This is a genomic window from Mesorhizobium humile (genome assembly GCF_033977215.1).
Taxonomy (GTDB): Bacteria; Pseudomonadota; Alphaproteobacteria; order Rhizobiales; family Rhizobiaceae; genus Mesorhizobium; species Mesorhizobium humile.
Window position 1 is genome coordinate 294859 of record NZ_JAVIIV010000001.1, and the last position, 22328, is coordinate 317186.

Annotated in this window: 19 protein-coding genes; 8 read left to right on the plus strand and 11 right to left on the minus strand. The window is 64.1% G+C overall.

Features of this window, described 5'->3' with window-relative positions:
* The first annotated feature begins 84 nt into the window (after positions 1–84).
* From RFM52_RS01465 to RFM52_RS01475, 3 genes are all read left to right on the plus strand, one after another.
* Entirely contained in the window at positions 85–1563 is a 1479-nt protein-coding gene (locus RFM52_RS01465) for a mannitol dehydrogenase family protein (RefSeq protein WP_320294077.1), read from the plus strand.
* 123 nt (positions 1564–1686) lie between these two features.
* Positions 1687–2370: an HAD family hydrolase gene (locus tag RFM52_RS01470; RefSeq protein ID WP_320294078.1), complete on the plus strand. Its 684-nt coding sequence runs from the start codon at positions 1687–1689 to the stop codon at positions 2368–2370.
* A complete protein-coding gene (locus RFM52_RS01475) occupies positions 2367–3953 on the plus strand; it encodes an FGGY-family carbohydrate kinase (protein ID WP_320294079.1) in 1587 nt (528 codons plus the stop codon). The genes RFM52_RS01470 and RFM52_RS01475 overlap by 4 nt, the downstream gene beginning before the upstream one ends.
* Positions 3954–3980: 27 nt before the next feature.
* Here the strand turns inward: RFM52_RS01475 and RFM52_RS01480 are convergent, their stop codons facing one another.
* From RFM52_RS01480 to RFM52_RS01505, 6 genes are all read right to left on the minus strand, one after another.
* A complete protein-coding gene (locus RFM52_RS01480) occupies positions 3981–5066 on the minus strand; it encodes an ABC transporter ATP-binding protein (protein ID WP_320294080.1) in 1086 nt (361 codons plus the stop codon).
* Positions 5067–5069: 3 nt separating this feature from the next.
* Positions 5070–6116: an NAD(P)-dependent alcohol dehydrogenase gene (locus RFM52_RS01485; protein WP_320294454.1), complete on the minus strand. Its 1047-nt coding sequence runs from the start codon at positions 6114–6116 to the stop codon at positions 5070–5072.
* A 16-nt stretch (positions 6117–6132) separates the two neighbouring features.
* Positions 6133–6960 (minus strand): carbohydrate ABC transporter permease, encoded by an 828-nt coding sequence (locus tag RFM52_RS01490; RefSeq protein WP_320294081.1) that lies wholly within the window; start codon positions 6958–6960, stop codon positions 6133–6135.
* Entirely contained in the window at positions 6957–7823 is an 867-nt protein-coding gene (locus RFM52_RS01495; protein WP_320294082.1) for a carbohydrate ABC transporter permease, read from the minus strand. Before RFM52_RS01495 ends, RFM52_RS01490 begins: the two co-directional genes overlap by 4 nt.
* 101 nt (positions 7824–7924) lie before the next feature.
* Positions 7925–9199 carry an ABC transporter substrate-binding protein gene (locus tag RFM52_RS01500; protein ID WP_320294083.1) on the minus strand — a complete coding sequence of 425 codons (1275 nt, stop codon included), beginning with the start codon at positions 9197–9199 and terminating at the stop codon, positions 7925–7927.
* Between the two features lie 229 nt (positions 9200–9428).
* A complete protein-coding gene (locus RFM52_RS01505; protein WP_320294455.1) occupies positions 9429–10346 on the minus strand; it encodes an AraC family transcriptional regulator in 918 nt (305 codons plus the stop codon).
* 245 nt (positions 10347–10591) lie between these two features.
* Between RFM52_RS01505 and RFM52_RS01510 the strand changes: the two genes are divergently transcribed.
* Positions 10592–11995 (plus strand): MATE family efflux transporter, encoded by a 1404-nt coding sequence (locus tag RFM52_RS01510; RefSeq protein ID WP_320294084.1) that lies wholly within the window; start codon positions 10592–10594, stop codon positions 11993–11995.
* Positions 11996–12016: 21 nt separating this feature from the next.
* On the opposite strand, the gene RFM52_RS01515 is transcribed toward RFM52_RS01510, so the two are convergent.
* The 5 genes from RFM52_RS01515 to speB all read right to left on the minus strand — a co-directional run bounded on the left by RFM52_RS01515 (position 12017) and on the right by speB (position 16398).
* On the minus strand, positions 12017–12877 hold the full coding sequence (locus RFM52_RS01515; RefSeq protein ID WP_320294085.1) for a dienelactone hydrolase family protein: 861 nt from the start codon (positions 12875–12877) through the stop codon (positions 12017–12019).
* A gap of 116 nt (positions 12878–12993) precedes the next feature.
* Positions 12994–13638 carry an amino acid ABC transporter permease gene (locus RFM52_RS01520; protein ID WP_320294086.1) on the minus strand — a complete coding sequence of 215 codons (645 nt, stop codon included), beginning with the start codon at positions 13636–13638 and terminating at the stop codon, positions 12994–12996.
* A complete protein-coding gene (locus RFM52_RS01525; protein ID WP_320294087.1) occupies positions 13635–14303 on the minus strand; it encodes an amino acid ABC transporter permease in 669 nt (222 codons plus the stop codon). Before RFM52_RS01525 ends, RFM52_RS01520 begins: the two co-directional genes overlap by 4 nt.
* Positions 14304–14370: 67 nt before the next feature.
* Positions 14371–15180, minus strand: a complete 810-nt coding sequence (locus RFM52_RS01530) for a transporter substrate-binding domain-containing protein (RefSeq protein WP_320294088.1) — start codon at positions 15178–15180, stop codon at positions 14371–14373.
* Between the two features lie 162 nt (positions 15181–15342).
* Positions 15343–16398, minus strand: a complete 1056-nt coding sequence (gene speB / locus RFM52_RS01535; protein WP_320294089.1) for an agmatinase — start codon at positions 16396–16398, stop codon at positions 15343–15345.
* Between the two features lie 218 nt (positions 16399–16616).
* Here speB and gcvA point away from each other — a divergent pair, with 218 nt between their 5' ends.
* From gcvA to RFM52_RS01555, 4 genes are all read left to right on the plus strand, one after another.
* On the plus strand, positions 16617–17591 hold the full coding sequence (gcvA, locus tag RFM52_RS01540) for a transcriptional regulator GcvA (RefSeq protein ID WP_320294090.1): 975 nt from the start codon (positions 16617–16619) through the stop codon (positions 17589–17591).
* Positions 17592–17790: 199 nt separating this feature from the next.
* Positions 17791–19095 carry a nicotinate phosphoribosyltransferase gene (gene pncB / locus RFM52_RS01545; RefSeq protein WP_320294091.1) on the plus strand — a complete coding sequence of 435 codons (1305 nt, stop codon included), beginning with the start codon at positions 17791–17793 and terminating at the stop codon, positions 19093–19095.
* Positions 19096–19303: 208 nt separating this feature from the next.
* Positions 19304–20743 carry a hypothetical protein gene (locus tag RFM52_RS01550; RefSeq protein WP_320294456.1) on the plus strand — a complete coding sequence of 480 codons (1440 nt, stop codon included), beginning with the start codon at positions 19304–19306 and terminating at the stop codon, positions 20741–20743.
* A 155-nt stretch (positions 20744–20898) separates the two neighbouring features.
* On the plus strand, positions 20899–22203 hold the full coding sequence (locus RFM52_RS01555; RefSeq protein WP_320294092.1) for an ABC transporter substrate-binding protein: 1305 nt from the start codon (positions 20899–20901) through the stop codon (positions 22201–22203).
* Positions 22204–22328: the final 125 nt, after the last annotated feature.

The window sequence follows — 22328 nt, forward strand, 5'->3', positions numbered from 1 at the left end:
GAACACCGGGTGTTGCCCCTCATCCTCGCTCTCCCGAAGGAGGCGTTAACAGTCGGGCTGCAGATCGGCCAAAGGGTGAATGAGATGACCGTGAAACTCTCCTCCTCGAACCTCGCCAGGCTGCCGGCCAAGGTCGCCGGCCCGAAATATGACCGCTCCGTCCTGAAGGCCGGCATCGTCCATTTTGGCGTCGGCAACTTCCACCGCTCGCACCAGGCGGTCTACCTCGACGACCTGTTCGGCACCGGCGAGGGCCATGACTGGGCGCTGATCGGCGCCGGCGTGTTCGAAGGCGAGAAGATCGGCCGTTCCAAGCTGCAGGAACAGGACTGGCTGACCACCGTCGTCGAGCAGGACCAGGGTCATATGAGCGCCCGTGTCACCGGCGCCATGATCGATTTCCTGACGCCCGGCGATGCCGCTGCGATCATCGAGCGGCTTGCCGATCCGGCGATCAAGATCGTGTCGCTGACCATCACCGAAGGCGGCTATTTCATCGACCCGGCCTCCGGCAAGTTCAACCCGGCTCATCCCGACATCGTCGCCGACGCGCAGCCTGGGGCCGTGCCGAAGACCGTCTTCGGCATCATCCTTGCCGGGCTGCTGCGCCGGCGCGCCGACGGCATCGTGCCGTTCACCGTCATGTCCTGCGACAACATCCCCCATAACGGCCACGTCACCTCCGACGGCGTCATCGGCCTAGCCCGGCTGATCGACGAGGACCTCGCCAAATGGGTGGAAGACAAGGTCGCCTTCCCGAACGGCATGGTCGACCGCATCACGCCGGCCACCAGCGACCGTGAGCGCAAGATCCTCGCCGACGATTTCGGGCTGGAGGACAACTGGCCGGTGTTCTGCGAGCCGTTCAAGCAATGGGTGCTGGAGGATCATTTCACCGCCGGCCGCCCGGCGCTGGAAAAGGTCGGCGTGCAATTCGTCAAGGACGTCTCGCCCTACGAATTGATGAAGATCCGCATCCTCAACGGCGGCCACGCCACGATCGCCTATCCGGCGGGGCTGATGGACATCCATTTCGTCCATGAAGGCATGCAGGAGCCGCTGGTGCGCGCCTTCCTGTCGAAGCTCGAGCATGACGAGATCATTCCGACCGTGCCGCCGGTGCCTAACACCGATCTGGAGGAGTACTACCAGCTCATCGAGCGCCGCTTCTCCAACCCCAAGATCGGCGACACCATCCGCCGGCTTTGCCTCGACGGCTCCAACCGCCAGCCGAAATTCATCATCCCGACGATCGCCGACCGGCTGAAGGCTGGCACGGGCGTCGCCGGCCTCGCGCTGGAATCCGCACTCTGGTGCCGCTACTGTTTCGGCACCACCGACAGCGGCGCCGTCATCGAGCCGAATGATCCCAGCTGGGATCGCATGCAGGCCACCGCGAAGGCGGCGAAGGGCGATCCGAAGGCCTGGCTGGCGATGGAGGACATCTATGGTGATGTCGGCCGCTCGCCCGTCTTCGCCGAGGCCTTCGCCCATGCCTTGAAGGCGCTGTGGGCGAACGGCGCGCGCGAAACCCTGACGCGCTATCTCGCCGGCAAGCTCTAGAGCGTGATCCCAAAAAGTGGGAACCGGTTTTCGGCAAAGATCACGCTCCGACAAAAAGTTGGATCAGGATGACGATCCAACGAAGCGTTATCCTGATCTAACCGCGCTGGAAGCAACGCCGCGATGACGCCTGAGCTGGTCATCTTCGACTGTGACGGCGTGCTGGTCGACAGCGAGGCGCTTTCGGTCTCGGCGCTGCTTGGCATGATCGAGCTCGCCGGCGGCACGGTCAGCGAGGACGCCGCCTACGAGCATTTCCTCGGCAAGAGCATGAAGAGCGTGCGCGAGATCCTCGGCCAAGAGTTCGGGCTGGAGATCAACGACCAGCATCTGACCGCCATGCGCGTCGACCTGATGCGCAAATTCCGCGAGGAGTTGAAGCCGATCCCGGGCGTCAAGGAGGTGCTGCCGAAGCTCGGCCTGCCTTGCTGCGTCGCCTCGTCCGGCACGCTGGAGCGCATCCGCTACGCGCTCGACGTCACCGGCCTGCTCCCCTTGCTGGAGCCGCATCTGTTCAGCGCCAGCATGGTCGAGCGCGGCAAGCCGGCGCCCGACCTGTTCCTGCACGCCGCCGCCAGCATGCGGGCGCATCCGCGCGCGTGCCTGGTGATCGAGGACAGTCCCGCCGGCGTTGCCGCCGCCCGCGCGGCGGGCATGCGCGTCCTCGCTTTCACCGGCGGCTCGCATGCCTCCAATCCCGCCCTCAAAGCGCGGCTTGCGTCGACGGAACCGGACTTTATATTCGCTGACATGCTGCAATTGCCCGATCTGATTGCAGGCCTGGGAGCGAGAGTAAAAGCATCTTGACGAAAAGTTTCGTTTGCGCGGTCGATGTCGGCACCGGGAGCGCTCGCGCGGGCATTCTCGACTCCGAGGGCAACCTGCTCGGCCGCGCCGATCATCCGATCGCCATGCATCAGCCCAAGCCCGATCATGCCGAGCATGATTCGGAAGATATCTGGTCGGCGGTGTGCAAATCCGTGCGGTCCGCCCTGCAGAAATCCGGCGTCGCCGCCGGCGATATCGCCGGGATCTCCTTCGACGCGACCTGCTCGCTGGTCGCGCGCGACAGGCAAGGCAACCAGATCAGCGTCTCGGTCAGCGGCGAGAAGCGCTGGGACACGATGGTTTGGCTCGATCACCGTGCCATCGCCGAGGCCGACGAATGCACGACGAGCGGCCACGCCGTTCTCGATTACATCGGCGGCGTGATGTCGCCCGAGATGGAAACGCCGAAGCTGATGTGGCTGAAGCGTCATCTGCCGAAGACATGGAATGAAGCCGGCTATCTGTTCGACCTTGCCGATTTCCTGACCTGGAAGGCATCGGGCTCGCTCGCCCGTTCGCAATGCACGCTGACGGCGAAGTGGACCTATCTCGCCCACGAGGAAAAAAGCTGGCGGCACGATTTCTTCGAGCTGGTCGGCCTCGGCGATCTTTTCGAGCACGGCAATCTGCCGGAAAAGGCAAGCCCGGTCGGCGCCGATATCGGACCGCTGACGGCGAAAGCCGCCGCCGCGCTCGGCCTGACCGAGAAATGCCGCGTGGGCGCCGGCGTCATCGATGCCTATGCCGGCGCGCTCGGCGTTTTGGGCGGCTTTGCCGGCGACGAGAAGGACATCAGCCGGCATCTGGCGCTCATTGCCGGCACATCGTCCTGCGTCATGGCGATGTCGCTCGACCCGCAGCCCTTCGCCGGCGTCTGGGGTCCCTATTACGGCGCGGCCTTGCCGACGCTGTGGCTCTCGGAAGGCGGCCAGTCGGCCACCGGCGCGCTGCTCGACCATATCATCCGCTGGCATGGCGCCGGCGGCGAGCCGGACGCGGCCATGCACATGAAGATCGCCCGGCGTGTCGCCGAGCTGCGCGCCGAGGATGGCGATGCGCTTGCTGCAAGGCTGCATGTGCTGCCGGATTTCCACGGCAACCGTTCGCCGCTCGCCGACCCGCACGCGGTCGGCGTCATCAGCGGCCTGACGCTCGACGCCTCCTTCGACAGCCTGTGCAAGCTCTACTGGCGCACCGCCGTCGGCATCGCGCTCGGCGTGCGCCATGTGCTCGAGGCGCTGAACGAGAACGGCTATCTGATCGACACGCTGCATGTCACCGGCGGCCACACCAAGAACCCGCTTTTGATGGAGCTCTATGCCGACGCAACCGGCTGCACGGTGGTCGAGCCGCTGGCCGACGAGGCGGTGCTGCTCGGCACCGGCATGGTGGCGGCGACCGCCGCCGGGCTCTATCGCGACCTCAACGCGGCCTGCGTCGCCATGCAGCAGGGCGGCAAGACCCGCGCGCCCAACAAGGAAGCCGGCGCCCGCTTCGACCGCGACTACCGGATCTTCCTCGAAATGCACCGCCAGCGGCAGATGCTCGACGCGATCGGGTAGAGCGCTTCCAGCGACGCTCTGGCCGTCTTATTGTCGGCGCAGCGACTTGCCGGTCTCGGCGGCGAACAGATGGATGCTGTCCTCGTCAAACGTGTAGCGGACAGGCGCGCTCTGCTCAGGGCATTCGCGGGCCGGCACCAGTGCGCTGATCTCCTTGCCACCGGAGCCGAACGTCACCAGCGCGTCATTGCCATGGAACTCGATGAGGTCGGCGGTGCCTTGCAACAGGTTTCCTGTGCCGGCTTCCGCCGTCTTCAGATCCGGGGGCCGGATACCGAGCACCACGCGATCGCCATGCTGCAGATGGAAGTCGCCGCCTTGCAGCGATAGCACCGTCCCGGCGCCGGTCAGCGTCCAGCCATCGCCCTTCCGGCCGACCATGGCCTCGATGAAATTCATGTTCGGCGTGCCGATGAAGCCGGCGACGAACAGATTGCCGGGACGGCGATAGATCTCCGCCGGCGAGCCGATCTGCTCGATCACGCCGTCCTTCAGAAGCACGATGCGGTCGGCCAGTGTCATCGCCTCGAGCTGGTCATGCGTGACATAGACGGTTGTCGTCTTCAGCGACTGGTGCAGCCTGGCGATCTCGACCCGCATATGGTTGCGCAGCTTGGCGTCGAGGTTGGACAGCGGCTCGTCGAAGAGAAAAACTTTCGGCGTCTTGATCATGGCGCGCGCGATCGCCACGCGCTGCTGCTGGCCGCCGGAAAGCTCGGTCGGCTTGCGGCCGAGATAGGGTTCGAGGCCAAGCGTCTTCGCGACGGCTTCGACGCGCTTCTTGATTTCGGCCGCCGGCACCTTCTGCCGCTTCAGTCCGAAGGCGACATTGTCGAAAATCGTCATATGCGGATAGAGCGCATAGTTCTGGAACACCATGGCGATGCCGCGGTCACCGGGATCGAGATCGTTCACCACCTTGCCGCCGATCGACACCTCGCCGCCGCTGATGTCTTCCAGACCCGCCAGCATCCGCAGAAGCGTGGACTTGCCGCAGCCGGAGGGCCCTAGGAACACGACGAATTCATGCTCCTCGATCGCGAGGTTGAGGTCGCGGATGACGGACGTGGCGCCATAGGCCTTGTCGACATGGGAGCAGGTGATCGCGGACATCCCTTAATCCTTCTCGCCGGTCAGCAGGATCTGCAGCTTCACGTCCTGCGGCTGGCCTTGCGCGGCGCGCTCGAACGCCTTGATGCTCTCGGAAAAATCATAGGTGCCGGTGATCAGCGGCTTGAGGTCGACCTTGCCGGAGGCGATCAACTGCAGGGCACGATCGAAGATGTTGGCGTAGCGGAACACGGTCTCGATGCGCACTTCCTTGGAGATCGCCGCCGGCACATTGAGCTCGACCGTTTCCACCGGCAGCCCGACCAGCACCACCGCGCCGCCCGGCCGCACGATGTCGAACAGATTGGCGAAGGCCTTCGGGCTGCCGCTCGCCTCGAACACGATGTCGGCGCCCCAATTGTCGGTCGCCGACCGCACCGCCTCGACCAGGGACTGCTCGCCGATATTGACCGGCACGATGCCGGTATACTGTGCGGCGATCTCCAATTTGGGGGCGGAAAAATCGGAGATCAGAACCTTGGAGCAACCGCCCGCCAGCGCCGCGAGCGCGATCATGATGCCGATCGGGCCGCAGCCGACGACGACGGCGACATCGCCCGGCACGATCCGGGCGCGCGCCGCCGCCTGCATGCCGATGGCGAAGGGCTCGACCATCGCGCCTTCGGCAAACGAGACATTGTCCGGCAGTTTGTAGGTGAAGGCCGCGGGGTGCACGGCGTAGGGCGCGAGCACTCCATGCACCGGCGGCGTCGCCCAGAAACGGACGTCCGGATCGACATTGTAGATGCCGAGCTTCGTCGCGCGTGATGAAAGGTTAGGCACGCCGGGTTCCATGCAGACGCGGTCGCCAACCTTCAGGCTCGTGACATTGGCGCCGACCTCGACGATCGTGCCCGACGCCTCATGGCCGAGCACCATGGGCTGGCGCACGATATAGCTGCCGATGGCGCCATGCGTGTAGTAGTGCACGTCGCTGCCGCAGACGCCGACCGTATGGATGGCGATCCTGACGTCGTCCGGCCCGACATCTTGCGGCAACGCGATCTCGCGCAGCGACAGTTCGCCTTTTTTCTCAAGCACCAGTGCTCGCATCGGGATAAGCCTCACTTCAACTTTTCTTTTGCCGGAAAACGGAATTCAGGAAGCCGCTCAAGACGCCGAGGAACAGCAGCGGTGGCAGCGACAGCAGCACGACCGAGGCGTTGAGGATGCCCCACGGCACGTTCATGCCTTGCTGGGAGAGTTCCGAAGCGACGATCGGCAGCGTCTTGGCGTTGGAGCTCGACAGCATCAGCGCGATCAGGAACTCGTTCCAGACCAGCACGAAGCTGAAGGCGATGGCGCCTATGAGCGAGCGCGCCGCCACGGGAAGCGCGATCCGCCAGAACACCGAATAGGCGCCGTAGCCGTCGACGAAGGCAGCTTCCTCGATCTCCTTAGGCACGCCCTGGAAGGCAGGAATCGCCAGCCACATGATCACCGAGATGGTCAGCAGCGAATAAGTGACGATCAGCGCCGGCAAAGTGTCGTAGAGCCCGACCTGCAGCCAGATCACCATCAGCGGGATGGCCACCGCCACCGGCGGCAGGAAGCGCAGCGAAAGCACGAAGAACTGGATGTCGCCGGCAAAGCGATTGGGATAGCGCGCCACCGCATAGGCCGCCGGCAACCCCAGCACGATGCCGACCAGCACCGCCGAGCCACAGGCGACGACCGAGTTGTAGAGCCCGGTCAGCACGCTGTCGCGGCCGAGGATGTAGCTGATATTGGCGAGCGTCGGCGTGAAGATCACCTTCGGCACGCGGGTGATGATGTCGACATTGTTCTTCAGCGCATTGAGCGCCGTCCACACAAGCGGGAACACGGCCAGGAATCCGGCCAGCGCCAGGACGGTTTTCGCAATCAGGCGGCCCGGTCTCAATCGATATTGTTTCATGCCTGCACCCGCTTCCAAAGCATGGTGAAGGTGATGACGGTTGCGATCATCATCAGCACCGCCATCGCCGAAGCGTAGGAGACCTTGCCGGACTCGATGAAGCCTTGCGAGAAGGCGTACATGTCGAGCGTCTCGGTCGCGACGCCGGGACCGCCGCGCGTCATCACATAGATCAGGTCGAAGGAGCGCAGCGACTCGATCATCTTGACGAACATCAGGCTGATCAGCGGCGCCTTGAGCATCGGCAGGGTGACATAGGCGTGGATCTGCCAGCGCTTGGCGTGGTCGAGCCGGGCCGCCTCGATCGGTTGCGGCGGCAGGGTTTCGAGCAGCTTCAGCACGATGACGGCGAAGAACAGCCCCCATTGCCAGACATCGACCGAGGCGACGGCGAACAGCGCGGTGCCGGGCTTGGACAGCGGGTCGAAGATGAGGCCGCCCGTCAGCAGCCGGTAGGGATAGGTGGCGATGCCGTAGAGCGGGTGGTAGGCGAACTTCCAGACGAAGGCGGCCGAGACGCGCGGCAACAGCACCGGGATGATGAACAAGAGGCAATAGAAATTGCGCAGGCGTGGGCCGGCCACCTCGAACATCAGCACGCCCAGCCCGATCGCCACCACCATCGTCGTCACCACGGTGACGATCTCCCATTTCACCGAGACCCAGACGGCGTTGAGGAAGCGGCGGTCGAGGAAGAGATCGGCGAAGTTCGAGAACCAGACCCAGGAATAGCCCGTCGTGCTCAGCTCGCGGTTCTGCAAGGCGATGACGACGGCGTAGAGCGTCGGCACCATCGACAGCACCAGCAGGATGGCTAAGGTCGGAACCAGAAATGTGACCGGCAGGGAAGAGCGTCGGCGCATTGCCTATCCTCGGATTGGTGCTGCTGTCTGGCGAAGGTCCCGCGGCGCGCAGATCCGGCATTCCTTCGAATGCCGTGGACCGCGCGCCACGGGCGGGAGGATTACTTCTTCTTCACCAACTCGTTGGCATAGGCCTCGAGCTCGTTGAGGCCGCCCTTGATGTCGGTGCGCGTGCCGGTGACGAGCTCTTCGAGGATAATGCCCCAGCGGTCGCCGAGATCGGGCCAGCGCGGATCCTGCCAGAAGTTCACTGCCGTCACCTTGCCGGTATCGGCCAGCGCCTTGCCGAGATCGGCGCCGTAGATGTCGGCGAATTCCTTGCTGGTGAGGATGCTGGTGCGGTTCAACTCGCCGAACTGATGCGCGTCGAGCCGGCGCTTTTCATTTTCCTTGGACGTTGCCCAGGCGATGAACAGGCCGGCGCATTTCTTCGCGGCGTCATCCGCATTGGCCTTGGTGCCGATGGCGAGCCCATGGCCGTAGCCGCCGCCGGGCAGTGGCGAGGGCGGCGGCAGGAAGCCGACCTTGCCGACAACCTGCGAGGTCTTCGGGTCGACCGCCATGCCCGACAGCGGCGTCGATTCGACGAGGATGGCGACCTGGCCGGACAGGAAAGCGCCGGTCGATTCATCCCAGCTGCCGGTCTGTGTGCCGGGCGCCGAGTCCTTGAACAGCTTCAAATAGGTCTCGGTCGCCTTGACGGCGGCGTCCGAATTGAAAGCCGGCTTGTCGCCGTCGAACCACTTGCCGCCATAGGCCTTGAAGAACGGCATCCAGCGCCAGACATTGGCGCCCGAGCCGCGCGCGCCGCGCAGCGCGATGCCGTATATGCCCTTGTCGGGGTCGTTCAGCTTGGCCACGTCGGCAATCAGGTCATCCACTGTCTTCGGCGGCTGGATGCCGGCGGCCTCCAGCACGTCCTTGCGATAGACCATCAGGTCGCCGCCGCCGGTCAGCGGCGCGAACCACACCTTGCCGTCATAGGTGGCGACCTTCTGGCGGCCCGGGTCGAAATCGGCATAGTCGTAGTCAGCCGGGTAATAATCGGTCAGAGGCGCGATCCAGCCGGAAGACGCGAACAGCGCCACATTGGCCTCGTCGACATAGTAGACGTTGTAGTTGCCGACGGTGGAGGCGTCGGCGCGCGACTTGGCGCGGCGGTCGTTCTCGTTGAGGTAATCGATCTGGAAGGAGGCGCCGGAGAGTTTTTTGAACTCATCCTTGGAGTCCTCCAGAAGCGTCAGGCCGTCGCGCGGCTGCGCCAGCACCTTGACCGGTGCCGAGCAGGCCGGCGCCTGGGCAAGTGCTGCGGTTGATACGGAAGCGGAAAGCACGAAAGCTGCACCGAGGCTGGCAGCGAGCCGGGTTGATTTCATTGATGTTTCTCCTCCAGCAACAAGCAAGTCTGTGGGCTAAGCGATCCTCACCGTCGCCCGCATGACTGCGACCCGCCGCCAAAATGAGGAGTTGGAAGGGGCGAGACTAGAAGCCCCGTTGCAGCAGACCTGTACTTTTATGCATTGTGCGGCGCAAAAAATGGCACAGGCAGAGTCTGCCCGTCACACGAGTATCAGTGCCATCAGAAGTGGTCGGACCCCGGCCAGATCAGGCTCGCATCGTCAGCCGTTGCCGCGACAGTTTGCGGTAGGAGGAAGGCGTCATCTTGTGCTTGCGCAGGAAGGCGCGGTTGAAGTTCGAGATGTTCATGTAGCCGACCTGGAAACAGATGTCGGTGATCGGGATCTCGGTGTCGGCGAGCAGCTTGCAGGCCTGCCAGAGCCTGAGCTTGGCGACATGGTCGCTGAAGGAGTTGCCGGTGTTCTTCTGGAAAAAGCGTGAGAATGTGCTTTCGCTCATCCCGGCCAATGCAGCCACGTCCGGCAGCTTCAAATCCTCGGCAAAGTGCTGGAACAGATAGGTCAGCGAGCGCTGGATGATATCGAGCGATTCCGCGTCGAGAAGCGGGGAAAAATCCGGCGACGACAAAAGCGCGTATTCGTCGGTGGTGGCCAGAAGGTCGAGCAGTTCGAGGAACAGGCGGAACCTCGCCAGCCCATGCACCTCTCCCATCCGCTCCATCAGCTCGGCGCCGTCGAGCGCCGTCTGGCCGTGGAAGACCATGCCGCGCAGCGACCGTTCCAGGAACGGTTCCAGCTCGCGCAGTTCCGGCAGCAGCCCGGACGAGCCGCGCAGCCGTTCGGGATCGAATTGCAGGACGATATCGCGGCCTTCGATCAGCTCGCCCGGCTGCACCGCGGTCACCCAGTCATGCGGCAGGCCGCCGCCGACGATCGTCAGATAGCCCGGGCCGAACTCGCCGATATGGTCGCCGACCAGCACCACGCCGGACGATTTCCGCAGAAGATGGATTTCGTATTCGGGGTGGAAATTCCAGACATTGCGCTCCCACGGATAGTCGTCCAGCCGCCACAGGAAACTGTCGCTTGCCTCGGTCACGATGTGCTCGAACGCGGGCACGGTGCGCGGGATCGCGGCGGTGTTCTTTCTGCGCCTGAACGGCATCATTTCCTCCCGGCACGCTGCGCCGGCTGCGCATGCCAAGGGCATCCGTAGCAGCCTGCGGCCGGCAAATGAAAGAGGCGTCGCGGATTCCCCGGCTCCGGCTGGATCAATCGCTAGCCGGACCTCCTCCCTTGCCAACATGTCGCATTTCGTTCACAAGGCGACGCAAATGGCGCCATTTTGCGCCGTTGTTGTACGGCTTCCGGCCCTTTGGCCGACGCGCCGTGTTCTGAAAGAGCGGAACAATGTCTGCGATCGAAGCCGGCGCTCGCGCGCCGGAAAATCTTTGGCGTCAGGAAATCAGGGCGACGATCGCGCTCGCCTGGCCGATGGTGCTGACCAATCTCGGCCAGACCGCCATGACCGCGACCGACGTCATGATGATGGGCCGCCTGGGGCCTGATACGCTGGCCAGCGGCGCGCTCGGCGCCAACCTCTATTTCATGCCGCTGATCTTCGGCCTCGGCCTGATGCTGGCGACCTCGCCGATGATGGCGACCGAGCTCGGCCGCCGCCGTCATTCCGTGCGCGACCTGCGCCGCACCGTGCGCCAGGGCCTATGGCTGGCGATCCTGATCTCGATCCCGATCTGGCTCGTCCTCTGGCATGGCGAAGAGGTGCTTTTGACCATGGGCCAGAAGCCGGAGCTCGCGCGGGAAGCCGGCATCTACCTGCACTGGCTGCAATGGGCGGTGCTGCCCTTCTATTTCTATATCGTGCTGCGCTCCTTCATCTCGGCGCTGGAGCGGCCGGGCTGGGCGCTGATCATCGTTTTCGTCGCGGTCGCCTGCAACGCCGTCTTCAACTGGGTGTTCATGTTCGGCAATCTCGGCGTCAAGTCGATGGGCATCGCCGGCTCCGGCCTCGCCACCACTTTGTCCAGCACGCTGATGTTCGTCGGCATGGCGGCGGTGGTGATCAAGGAGAAGAAGTTCCGCCGCTACCATCTGTTCGGCCGCTTCTGGCGTTCCGACTGGCCGCGTTTTCGCGGCCTGCTCAGGCTCGGCATGCCGATCGCCGGCATCCTCGCCTTCGAGGTGACGATCTTCAACGCGGCGGCTTTGCTCATGGGCCTGATCGATGCGGATTCGCTGGCAGCCCACGCGATCGCCATCCAGATCGCCTCGATCTCCTTCATGGTGCCGCTCGGGCTCAACCAGGCGGTCACGGTCCGCGTCGGCCTGGCGCATGGCGCCGGCAACCCGGAAGGCGTTTCGCGCGCCGGCTGGACAGCCTTCGTCATCGGCGTCTCCTTCATGGCGCTGATGGGCCTGGTGATGGTCCTGTGGCCGCATGCGCTGATCAGCGCCTTCATCGATCTCGCCGATCCGGCCAATGCCAGGGTGATCACGCTTGCCGTGTCGTTCCTTATGTTCGCGGCGCTGTTCCAGATTTTCGACGGCGCCCAGGCGGTTGCGGCCGGCATGCTGCGCGGCTTGCACGACACCAAGGTGCCGATGATCTATGCGGCGATCGGCTATTGGGGCGTCGGCCTGCCGCTCGGCGTGGCGCTCGCCTTCCATTTCGGCCTGAACGGCGTCGGCATATGGATCGGCCTGGCCTCGGGGCTGGCGGTGGTGGCGGCATTGCTGCTGGCGCGCTGGCTCAGGCGCGACCGCATCACGCCGGCGCTCTCCTTCGGGCATTGAAGCGGCGACGGTTCACGCTGCCTACTGCTTCAATACGGCGAGAAATTCCGGCACGTCCTTGAGCGCGGCCGCGCGGGCGGCCGGATTTAGGCCGGCATGGGCAATGCCGTTGTCATTGGCCGTGTAGGCCAGGCCATGCAGCTCGTGCAGCTTCTGCGCCTCGTTGTCGAAGTCATGATAGGCGCCGGGATAGAGGATGAGTTTTACCTTGTCGGGATTGGCGTCCGCCAGTTGCTTGCACGGCGCTGCCGGCGTCCAGTCGTCCGCTTCGCCCATCACGATGAGCAGCGGCACGCGTGTCGCCCAATCGCCCTTGTCGGCCATGGCGGTGCAGCCCGGATAGAAGGCGACCGCCGCGCGAAAATCCGGCGAGCCAGCCTTGGGCCTGTCCTTGGGACGGACCGTATAGAGCACGCTGGAGCCGCCATTCGACCAGCCGAGCAGGGCGATCGCGTCGGGTTTTACATAAGGCAGCGTCTGCAGATAGCGGCGGGCGGCGTTCGCATCTTCCACGCGTTCGCGAAAAGGTTCGACCCGCCGGTCGTCGTTTTTGCATTGCGGGCCGAGGTCGCGCGAGCCGTAGCTGTCGGGAAAGAGCACGACGTAACCGAGGGCGGAGAGCCGTTTGCCCCAATCGGCATGGCGCGGACTGAGTCCTATGTTCTTGCTGCTCCACAGCCCGCTGCAGCCATGCATGGCGACGATCGCCGGAAATGGCCCCTGTCCCTGCGGCTTGAACAGCATCGCGTCCAGCTTCGCCGGCTGGTTCTCGCCGTCGGCCGGGATGCTGACGCTTTCCGGTGTCGGTTCGGCGGCCGTGGCCGGCTGTGCAGTCCAAAGGGCTAACAGGCCCGCAAGCGCGACCAGATGTTTCGTCCACATCGCCGGATGCTCCCCCGAAAGCGGTCGGTGAGGCTCAGAGTGAAATGCATCGCGGCCGGACTGCAAATCACAGTTGCGTGGCGAATGGCCCGCGCACTGGCGAGCATTGCCTAGGTCTAGCGGGCGGCCACACGCTCGAGCCGCCGCGCATATTGCGTCAGCGGGAAGCACAGGGCGAAGAAGATCAGCGCCACCAGCCCGTAGACCTTGAACGGCTCGAAGGTCGCGTTGTTGATGGCGTTGGAGGTCCTGACCAGCTCCTCGAAGCCGATGATCGAGGTCAGCGCCGTCGATTTGATGAGCTGTACCAGGAAGCCGACGGTCGGCGCGCGGGTGATCGCGAAGGCCTGCGGCAGGATGATCAGCCTGAGCTCCTGCAGATAATGCAACCCGAGGCTGGCCCCGGCGTCCCATTGGCCGCGCGGCAGCGCGTCGACGCCGCTGCGCCAGATCTCGGCCAGATAGGCGCTGGCGAAGAAGGTCAAGCCCAGCGCCGCCGCCGTCCAGGGCTCGATGCGCAGCCCCAGCATCGGCAGGCCGAAGAACATCAAAAAGAGCTGCATCAACAGCGGCGTGCCTTGGAACAGCGCGATGTAGCCCGAGGCGATCCGCTTCACCCATTTGTTCTTGGCGATGCGGAAGAACAGCACCACCAGCCCGACCAGCGCGCCGCCGATGAAAGCGGCGAGCGACAACAGCACCGTCCAGCGCGCGGCGAGCAAAAGGTTGCGGACGATGTCCCAGAAGGTGAATTCGATCATGATACACCTGCCCCCAGCGCCCGGCGTCCGCCGGCAACCAGCAGCCGGCGCAGTCCCATCGACAGGCCGAGATAGACCATGGTCACGACGAGATAGGTCTCGAAGGCGCGAAAAGTGCGCGCCTGCAGCATGTCGGCCTCATAGGTCAGCTCGCGCACCGCGATCTGCGACACCACGGCCGATTCCAGCATCATGATGACGATCTGGCTGGTCAGCGCCGGGTAGATCACCTTCAGCGCCTGCGGCAGCACGATCTTGATGAACACTTGCCGGGGCCTGAGACCGAGCGCCAGTGCGGCTTCCGTCTGGCCGCGCGGCACGGCGTCGAGCCCGGCGCCGACGATCTCGATCGTATAGGCCGCCATGTTGAGCGTCATTGCCAGCATCGCGGCAAGGATGGGGTCGAGCCGGACGCCGAGGCTGGGCAGGCCGAAGAAGATGAAGAAAAGCTGCACCAGGAACGGCGTGTTGCGCATCACCTCGACATATGTGGCGATCGCCAGTTGAAGCGGCTTGGGGCCGTTTCTTTTGCCGGCAGCGCCCAGGATGCTGAGAACGGTTCCCACCAGCGTAGTGACGGCGATCAGCAAAACCGTCGTCGCCGCGCCGCGCGCGATCGCGCCCGCGGCACCCGCAAGCCAGCCGAAGTCCAGGCTGTAGCCCATGGCGATTGACCTTGTTGGAACAGTCGGAGCGGTTCAGCGCTTTGTGCGAGCCGAACCGCTCAAGAGATCAATCCTTGAGGTTGTCGGGATTGAGCGGCGTCTTCAGCCAGGCCTTCGAGCTCTCGTCGAGCTTGCCGTCGGCCAGCATCTTGGCGACGGCGTCGTTCACCGCCTTCTTCAGCCTATCCTCGTTCTTGTTGAGGCCGATATGCGAGGGCGAGGTGAGCAGCTGGAATTTCTGCTCCGGCTTCAGCGCGTCCTGCTTGGCCAGCACCTGGGCGCCGACATCGTTGCCGACCACCATCAACTGGGTCTGGCCGGAGATGAAGGCCTGGATGACGGAGTTGTAGTTGTCGAAGCGGCGGATGTCGGCCGAGGCGGGCGCTGCCTGCGTGAGCGAGGTATCCTCCAGCGTGCCGCGATTGACGGCGATCGACTTGTCGGCAAGGTCTTCCTTGCCTTTGACGGCAAGCGCGGCCGGGCCGATGACGGCGATATAGTAGGGCGCGTAGGCGGCGGCGAAATCGATCACCTGCTCGCGTTCCTTGGAGTAGCCGACGCTCATCAATATATCGACACGCTTGTCTGTGAGATAAGGGATGCGGTTCTGTCCGGTGACGCTGACCAGGTTGAGCTTCACCTTCAAGGCATCGGCGATCGCCTGCGCGACGTCGATGTCATAGCCCTTGATGCTCATGTCGGCGCTGGCCGAGGAGAAGGGCGGGAAGTCGGAGAAGATGCCGACATTGATGGCGCCGGCCTTGGTGATGTCGTCGACGGCGTCGGCTTTTGCTGCTTGGGTGGCGAGACCGAACCCTGCCGTGGCGAGCATCATCGCAGCGGCAATGGATGATTTGAACTTTGCATGAAGAGTCATTGTTATTCCCCTGCTGGAAGCTTGTTGTTGCATCCGGCCGCCGGCTCCAGCGCGGCGGCCGTGTTGGTAGAGCAATTCCAGGAAAAGTGAGACCCGGTTTAGGCTTGGCGACTTCGCCATAGCTTCCGTTCGGAATTGCGTGAAAATAAAGAAATGCCAGTCTCAGTCCTTCTTGATTGCCGGGCTGAACACCATCAGGCTCAGGATCTCGAACAGGACCTGGGCGCCGACATGGGCGGTGTTGGTGGTCGAGTCATATTGCGGCGCCACCTCGACGACGTCGCCGCCGACGATGTTGAGGCCTTTCAGGCCACGCAGCAGCTCGAGCACCTCGCGCGTCGTCAGCCCGCCGACTTCCGGCGTGCCGGTGCCGGGCGCGAAGGCCGGATCGATGCTGTCGACGTCGAAGGAGATATAGGTCGGGCCGTCGCCGACGATCTTGCGCGCTTTCTCGATGATGGCGGGAATACCGAGCCCGGTCACCTCCTCGGCATGCACGACCGTCATGCCGGACTCGTAGGTGAACTCCCACAGATATTCGGCCGAGCCGCGGATACCGATCTGGATGGTGCGCGAGGGATCGAGCACGCCGTCCAGCACGGCGTTGCGGAACGGTCCGCCATGGTGGAACTTGGTCATGTCGAACAGCCCGCTGGTGTCGCAATGGGCATCGATATGGATCATGCCGACGGGAGCTTGTCTGCCGACCGCCTTCAGGATCGGATGGCTGATCGAGTGATCGCCGCCGACCGAGAGCGGCAGCACGCCGGCATCGACGATCTGGTTGGTGCGCTTTTCGATGTCCTCATGGCTGATCTCCAGCCGGTAGCGGCTGCGGAACGGCGTGTCGCCGATGTCGGCGACCCGCAGCTCATGCGTCGGCGCGCATTCCAGCACATGGTTGTAGGGCCCGATGCGCTCGATGGCGCGCAGCGCGCGCGGTCCAAAGCGCGAGCCGGGACGATTGGTGACGCCGAGATCCATCGGCACGCCGATCATCGCCACCTGCAGGTCGCCGAAATCCGGGTTCTCGGCGGCGATTTCGCGGTAGGGTGCGGCGAGGAAGGTCGGGATGCCGGAATAGGGCGCCAGCCTCGTGCCCGATTTGTTGAAGATCTTGTCGGCGACCTTGCGGAATTTCGGGTCGAACATCTCGCCGCCATGGCTCTCGCCATATTTGCGGCGCAACGCTTCGAGCTTGCCGCGATCGTAACCCATGTCCGGTCTCCTCTTCTTGCCTGCTTGCAGCGCTGTCCGCATGGACGATTTGCCAAGCCAGCCTGGTGTCCGGCTGGATCGTTGCCCGCCGGCTGCGCTGCGGATTTCACGTCTCTTGAAGCTGTTCCGGGCAAAAGTGTCGGGCAGCCGCATTGAAAAATCAATTGATATTGTTAGGGTCTTTTCTGTGAGAAAATCTCACAAAGTAGGAGCCCTTCATGGCCAAGCGCCTGCCGCCGCTGAACCCGTTGCGCGCCTTCGAGGCCGCGGCGCGGCACGCCTCGCTGACCAAGGCTGCGGGCGAGCTGAATGTCACGCATGGCGCCGTCAGCCACCAGATCAAGGCGCTCGAGCAATCGCTTGGCGTGAAACTCTTCGAGCGTACCGGTCAGCGCGTGAAGCTGACGCCGCATGGCGCCGAGTTCCTGCCGGCGGTCTCGGCTGCCTTCGACGGCATCGCCGCCGCGACCCAGCGCATGACGCGGCCGGCAAGCGCCGGCGCGTTGTCGGTATCCTGCGTGCCGGCGCTGTTGCTGCTCTGGATGACGCCGCGCCTCGGCTCCTTTACCGCGCAATATCCGGATATCCAGCTGACGCTGATCCCGTCCAACGACGCCCGCGACATCCGTGCGCCGGATATCGATGTCTGCGTGCATTATGGCGACGGCAGCTGGAGCGACTGCTGGATACGCAAATGGTCCGGGCTGGAACTTTTTCCCGTGGTCAGCCCGACGCTGATCAACAACCGGCCGATCCGCAGCGTCCGCGACCTTGCCGACCACGTCTTCCTGCACGGCGACGACGGCCGTGAGTGGCACACCTGGCTCGCCGCCGCCGACGCGCTCGATCTGGAGCGCGGCCGCCGCCATCATCTGGGCGATGCGCGCATGGCGACCGAGGCCGCCGTGCACGGCCATGGCGTGGCGCTCGGCGATTCCGTCACCGCGCGCGCCTTGCTGGCCAGGGGCATGCTCGTCGCGCCCTTTACATTGTCGGTGCCGGCGGTCGACGATTTCTACGTCGTCTGCCGCAACGAAATGCGCTCGACGCCGATCGTCCAGCTGTTCATCGACTGGCTGTTCGCCGAGAAGGAGCAGGACGAGGGCCGCGCCGACGCCCCGGTGGCCGGCCGCGTGCCCAGCCGGAGAAAACGCCCGGCACTAAAGGTGATAGGGGCCAGAACGGCCTCTTGAAGGCTGGACTTGCATAGCTGCTTTTTGTCGGGCCAGCTTGCAAAGCGACAAGCGCGTTCGAAAATACAGTGCTAAGAGGCAGGTGGCTGAGGCAATTCCAGGAAAACCGCGCGAGGGTCTTCCATCCGGGATTGCTCGAACGAGGACTTGAAGCGTGGCGCCTGCGTTTCCGTGCGTCGTGCCTTATGGGTGAGGAAGCATGGCAAAAACCGATATAGCGCGGCGCGTCTACAACCATACCTGGAAGCTGGACCCGATCGTCCGCAGCCTGCTGGACACGGATTTCTACAAGCTTCTGATGCTGCAGATGATCTGGGGCATGTATCCCAAGGTCGACGCCACCTTCTCGCTGATCAACCGCACCACCTCAGTGCGCCTCGCCGACGAGATCGACGAGGGAGAGTTGCGCGAGCAGCTCGACCACGCCCGCACCTTGCGCTTCTCCAAGAAGGAGATGATCTGGCTGGGCGGCAACAATTTCTATGGCCGCAAGCAGATCTTCGAGCCGGAATTCCTAGCATGGCTGGAAGGTTTCAGGCTGCCCAATTATGAGCTCACCAGGCGCGACGGCCAGTACGAGCTCTCCTTCCCGGGTCCGTGGATGTACACCACGCTCTGGGAGATCCCTGCTTTGGCCATCATCAACGAACTGCGCTCCCGCGCCGCCATGCGCTCTTATGGGCCGTTCGCGCTCGACGTGCTCTATGCCCGCGCCAAGGCCAAGATGTGGGCCAAGACCGAGCGGCTGAAGGCGCTGCCCGGTATCCGCATCTCCGATTTCGGCACCCGACGCCGCCATTCCTTCCTTTGGCAGCGCTGGTGCGTGGAGGCGCTCAAGGAAGGCATCGGCGACGCCTTCACCGGCACCTCCAACGTGCTTCTGGCCATGGACAACGACCTCGAAGCCTTGGGCACCAACGCGCATGAACTGCCGATGGTCTTTGCAGCCCTTGCCAATTCCGAGGCGGAGCTGCGCGAGGCGCCCTACAAGGTGCTGCAGGACTGGCAGCGCTATTATGGCGGCAATCTCCTGATCGTGCTGCCGGACGCCTTCGGCACGGATTCCTTCCTGCGCGACGCCCCCGACTGGGTCGCCGACTGGACCGGCTTCCGCCCCGACAGCGCCCCGCCGATCGAGGGCGGCGAAAAAATCATCGACTGGTGGCGCAAGAAGGGCAAGGACCCCAAGCAGAAGCTGCTCATCTTTTCCGACGGGCTCGAGGTCGAGACCATCGAGGCGACCTACAGGCATTTCCGCGGCAAGGTGCGCATGTCCTTCGGCTGGGGCACCAACCTCACCAACGATTTCGAAGGCTGCGCGCCGACTGAAACTGACAGCCTCGATGCGATTTCGCTGGTCTGCAAGGTCACCGAGGCCAATGGCCGGCCGGCGGTGAAGCTGTCGGACAACCCCGCCAAAGCAACGGGGGATGAGAAGGAGATCAAGCGGTATCTGAGGATCTTCGGCGAGAAGGGGCGGGTGGAGCAGCTGGTGAAGGTTTAGGGTATTCCCTGTGACCTGTGCGTATCCCGCATCGTCGAGCAATACTGCGCGGCTGGATAGGTCGAGTTCCTTCGCCCCCCTCTCTGTCCTGCCGGACATCTCCCCCTCAAGGGGGGAGATTATCTTGTCGCCTCCGCTTTCGCCAATTGCCAACGTTGAAAAAGGGGAGCCGGCGCCGAAACCGCCAATCTCCCCCCTTGAGGGGGAGATGTCCGGCAGGACAGAGAGGGGGGCCGTAGAACGCCGTCGCCACAGGTTAGCCCTCCCTCTAGCTTTCTTCGCCCTCCTCCCCACCCCCGCCTTCGCCCACGCCTCGGACCGCGGCCACGTCCTGCTTCTCCCGACCGGCTACTACCTCGTCGGCGGCGCGCTGGCGGTCGCCGTCAGCTTCCTCGTCCTGGCGCTGCTGCCGCCCGCCACCCTCGACAATTTCTGGCGCCGGCGCCTGCCGCTGTCCACCTTCAGCGACGCTCCGCGCACCCTGATCAGCCTGCTTTCCTTTGCCGGCTTCGCGCTGCTCGTCGCCGCCGGTCTCATAGGCAGCCGGGATCCGCTTTCCAACCCGCTGCCGCTGATGGTCTGGACGCTGCTTTGGGCCGGCTTCACCCTGCTGCAAGGCATCTTTGGCGACCTATGGCCGTGGCTCAACCCGTGGTATGGACCGTGGCGCGTCGCAAGCCGGCTCTTCGGCCGACACGGTGATGAAACACAGCCGTCGCGCCTGCCCAACTGGCTCGGCTTCTGGCCGGCCTTCGTGCTGTTCTTCGCCTTCGCCTGGTTCGAGCTGATCGATCCCGCCCCCGACGATCCCGCGCGGTTGGCATACGCTGCGGGCATCTATTGGCTGGCCAGCTTCATCGCCATGCTCGTCGTCGGCTACGACGATTGGAGCAACCGTGGCGAATTCCTGACTGTCTTCTTCGCCATGGTCGCCCGCTTTGCGCCCTTTGAGCGTCACGAAGGCCGCCTCTCGCTCTGCTGGCCCGGCGCCAAGCTGCTGGCAGCCGAGGCGCTGCCGCCAAGCGGCACGGCCTTTCTCCTCCTGGCGCTATCCTCGGTATCCTTCGACGGCCTGTCGAAGACCTTCTTCTGGCTGGGTCTCTTCGGCATCAACCCGCTGGAGTTTCCCGGCCGCACCGCGCTGATCGGCATCGGCAGCTTCGGCCTCGTGCTGACCTTCATCCTGCTCGCGGTGGTGTTCGCGTTGGCCGTAATTCTCGGCCAGCGCCTCGCCGGTGATGCGCAGTCGTTCGGAAAAGCCGCCGGCCTGCTGGTCTGGTCGATCGTACCGATCGCGCTTGCCTACCACATCGCGCATTACCTCACCGTGCTGCTGGTCGACGGCCAGTACGCCCTGGTCGCGCTGTCCGATCCTTTCGCGCTTGGCTGGAACCTGTTCGGCACGGCCAACAGGATGGTCGAGGCCGGCGTCGTTGCCGGCGCCGAATCCGCCTGGTGGCTGTGGAATGTCCAGGCGGGTGTCATCATCGCCGGCCATGTGTTGGCCGTGCTCGTCGCGCATGGCCTTGCATGGCGTCTGTACAAGCAGCCGTCGCGCGCGGCGCTCAGCCAGCTCCCTCTGACCCTGTTGATGATCGCCTACACGATATTAGGCCTTTGGTTGCTTGCCACGCCGACCGCCGGATGAGACAAGGGCGCGCCTCCGGTGCCGTCAGGTAAGCTCGCTTGCCACGTCGCGGCTTTGGTGATTTAGTTTGTACACATGCAATTTTTCCATCCTTCGGAAGGGGGATGGTTTAGCCGCCTTATCGCTGGTCAAGACTGAAAAACAGGGGAACGGACATGGCTGACAAGAACGGATTTTTCGACCTCTCCAAGACGACGCTGTCGCGCCGCACGGCGCTGAAGGGCATGGCCGCCGGTGCCGGTCTCGCGCTGGCGCCGGGCTTCGTCCGCTACAGCCAGGCGCAGAGCTCGGCGCCGATCAAGATCGGCTTCCAGTCACACCGCACCGGCATCGGCGCCGCCTATGGCCGCTGGTATGAGAAGACGAGCGCCGCCGCCGTCAAGGCGATCAACGATGCCGGCGGCATCAGCGGCCGCCAGGTCGAGCTGGTGATCGAGGATGACGGCACCGATCCGGCGCGCGGCGCCGAGGTGGTTGCGAAATTCGCCAAGCAGCACAAGACCGACATCGTCTTCGGCACTTTGTTCTCGCATGTCGTGTTAGGCTCGGCGCCCGCCGCCGGCGAGAACAAGATCCCCTATTTCGTGGTCAGCGAGGGCCACCACGTCGCCTCCACCAAGCTCAACCGCTACGTCTTCCAGCCCGGCATCACCGACGTGAAAAGCCAGATCCAGTCGATGGCGCCGTGGATCGCGGCGAACGCCGGCAAGAAGGTGACGCAGATCTTCCCCGACTTCGCCTTCGGCTACGATCACCGCGACTACCTGCCGCCGGCGCTGAAGGCGCAAGGCGCCGAGGTGATCGCCCAGATCGCCATCCCGCCGACAGAGAGTTCCTTCACGAAGTACTTCCCGCAGATCCCGGCCGAGACCGAGGTGATCTACCACGTCATGGTCGGCCCAGCCGTGCTCACCTTCGTCAAGGAGCTCGGCGAATTCTACGGTTCGCAACGGCCGCAGCTCTTCGGCTTCATGGATTCGCTGGAGGCCACCGACATCAATAGCCCCGGCCTCGAATTCCTCGACGGCAGCCATTTCTGGGAAGGCTCGCCGCGCTATGCGCAGCCGGATGATTCCGCCGCGCAGAAAGCCTATCGCGCCGCCGTCGGCATCGATGACAATGGTGCTGCCGTCGGCGATGCCAAGGACGTTTCCACCGCCTCGCATATGTTTGGCTGCTGGGAGACGCTCTACGTCGTCAAGAAGGCGATGGAAGATGCCGGCTACAAGGGACCGGAGGACCGCGCCAAGCTGGTCGAGGCGACCGAGGCGCTGAAGGAATTCGCCGAAGGGCCGGAACATCCGCAGGGACCGAAGACCTTCAACGGCAAGATCCACCAGTGCTTCGGCATCCAGAACATCTCCAAGGTCGAAGGCGGCAAGCTCAAGGTCGTGCACAAGACCAAGATCGAGGACGGCCTCTACGAGCCGGAAGGGGATTACACCACGCAGGCGCTGTAGGGCCATTCCAACCAGCGTGCGCGCCCAGGCCCCCCTCTCTGTCCTGCCGGACATCTCCCCCTCAAGGGGGGAGATCAGCAGCTCATGCGAAGGCGGCCATCTGTCGGCCTTTGCGATTGGCGAAA